Source organism: Roseateles sp. P5_B10 (assembly GCF_056400485.1).
The window spans coordinates 1-2,528 of the sequence record NZ_JBFULE010000754.1; the positions used below are offsets into that span (position 1 = coordinate 1).

Consider the following 2,528-nt stretch of genomic DNA (forward strand, 5'->3'; position numbering starts at 1 on the left):
GTCCACCCCTACCTCGCGCTGGAAACGCTCGAGGCCATGAAGGACGAGCTGCCGCCCAAGCTGACCGCCGAACAGGCCCGCTACAACTACATCAAGGCCGTGGGCAAGGGTCTGTCCAAGATCATGTCSAAGATGGGCATCTCGACCTACMWGTCCTACTGCGGCGCGCAGATMTTCGAKGCCRTCGGCCTGAAGCCGGACTTCGTCGAGAAGTACTTCCGCGGCACCGCCACGCAGGTGGGCGGCATCGGCGTGTTCGAGGTGGCCGAGGAGGCCATCCGCATGCATGAGGCGGCCTTCAGCGACGACCCGCTGCTGGACAGCATGCTGGAGACTGGCGGCGAATACGCCTGGCGCACCCGCGGCGAAGAGCATATGTGGACGCCCGACGCCATCGCCAAGCTGCAGCACGCGGCGCGCTCGGGCAAGTTCGAAACCTACAAGGACTACGCCCAGCTCATCAACGATCAGAGCAAGCGCCACATGACGCTGCGCGGCCTGTTCGAGTTCAAGTTCGACCCGACCAAGGCCGTGCCGCTGGAAGAGGTCGAGTCGGCTGCCGACATCGTCAAGCGCTTCGCCACCGGCGCCATGTCGCTGGGCTCCATCTCCACCGAGGCCCACGCCACGCTGGCCGTCGCGATGAACCGCATCGGCGGCAAGAGCAACACGGGCGAGGGCGGCGAAGACCCGGCCCGCTACCGCAACGAGCTCAAGGGCATCAAGATCACCGCTGGTACCAAGATCAGCGACGTGATCGACGGCAAGGTCATCGCCGTCGACTACGAGCTGAAGGAAAACGACAGCCTGCGCTCCAAGATCAAGCAGGTGGCCTCGGGCCGCTTCGGCGTGACGAMCGAGTACCTGGTCAGCGCCGACCAGATCCAGATCAAGATGGCCCAGGGCGCCAAGCCCGGCGAGGGCGGCCAGCTGCCCGGCGGCAAGGTGTCCGAGTACATCGGCATGCTGCGCCACTCGGTGCCGGGCGTGGGCCTCATCAGCCCGCCGCCCCACCATGACATCTACTCCATCGAGGACCTGGCCCAGCTCATCCACGACCTGAAGAACGTCAACCCGAAGGCGGACGTGTCGGTCAAGCTGGTGTCCGAAGTCGGCGTGGGCACGGTGGCCACCGGCGTGGCCAAGTGCAAGGCCGACCACRTCGTSATYGCCGGCCAYGACGGCGGCACGGGYGCKTCGCCATGGWSSTCCATCAAGCAYKSCGGCWCGCCSTGGGARMTKGGCCTGGCCGAGGCGCAGCAGACCCTGGTGCTGAACCGCCTGCGCGGCCGCGTGCGCGTGCAGGCCGACGGCCAGATGAAGACCGGCCGCGACGTCGTCATCGGCGCGCTGCTGGGCGCCGACGAGTTCGGCTTCGCCACCGCACCGCTGGTGGCCGAGGGCTGCATCATGATGCGCAAGTGCCACCTGAACACCTGCCCTGTGGGTGTGGCCACGCAGGACCCGGTGCTGCGCAAGAAGTTCACCGGCCGCCCCGAGCACGTCGTCAACTACTTCTTCTTCGTTGCCGAGGAAGCGCGCCAGATCATGGCCCAGCTGGGCGTGCGCAAGTTCGACGAACTGATTGGTCGCAGTGATTGGCTGGACACCAAGAAGGCCGTCTCGCACTGGAAGGCCAAGGGCCTGGACTTCGCCCGCATCTTCCACCGCCCCAACGTCCCGGCCGACGTGGCCCGCATCCACAACGATGTGCAGGACCATGGCCTGGAGCGCGCACTGGACGTCAAGCTGATCGAGAAGTGCCTGCCCGCCTTCGAGAAGGGCGAGAAGGTGCAGTTCATGCAGGAGGTCAGCAACGTGCGCCGCTCGGTGGGTGCACGCCTGTCCGGCGAGCTGATCCGCCGCAAGCCCGAGGGCCTGCCCGACCACACCATCTTCATCCAGATGGAAGGCACCGGCGGCCAGAGCTTCGGCGCCTTCCTGGCGCATGGCATCACCTTCTACCTGATCGGTGACGCCAACGACTACACCGGCAAGGGCATGTCGGGCGGCCGCATCGTCGTGCGCCCCAGCATCGACTTCCGCGGCGACGCGACCAAGAACATCATCGTCGGCAACACCGCGCTGTATGGCGCGACGCGCGGCGAGGCCTTCTTCCGTGGCGTCGCCGGCGAGCGCTTCGCGGTGCGCCTGTCGGGCGCCACGGCCGTCGTCGAGGGCACGGGCGACCATGGCTGCGAGTACATGACCGGCGGCACCGTCGCCGTGCTCGGCAAGACCGGCCGCAACTTCGCAGCCGGCATGAGCGGCGGCATCGCCTACGTGTTTGATGAGGACGGCCACTTCGCCAAGCGCTGCAACACCAGCATGGTGTCGCTGGAGAAGCTCGCCACGGCGCAGGAGCRGGAAGCCAGCGTCGACAAGGCCATCTGGCACCGCACCAAGGGTGTCGACGGCGTGGACCGCGAGGCCCAGACCGACGAGGCCATCCTGAAGAAGCTGCTGGAGGACCACCACCGCTGGACCGGCAGCCAGCGCGCCCGCGACATCCTCGACCACTGGGCCGA

At 67.1% G+C, this 2,528-nt stretch carries 1 protein-coding gene; it reads left to right on the forward strand.

Annotated features, from left to right (window positions below; genetic code table 11):
- The coding region (locus AC1DU6_RS27085) for a glutamate synthase-related protein (RefSeq protein WP_477860897.1) at positions 1-2,528 on the forward strand (2,528 nt) is incomplete at both ends.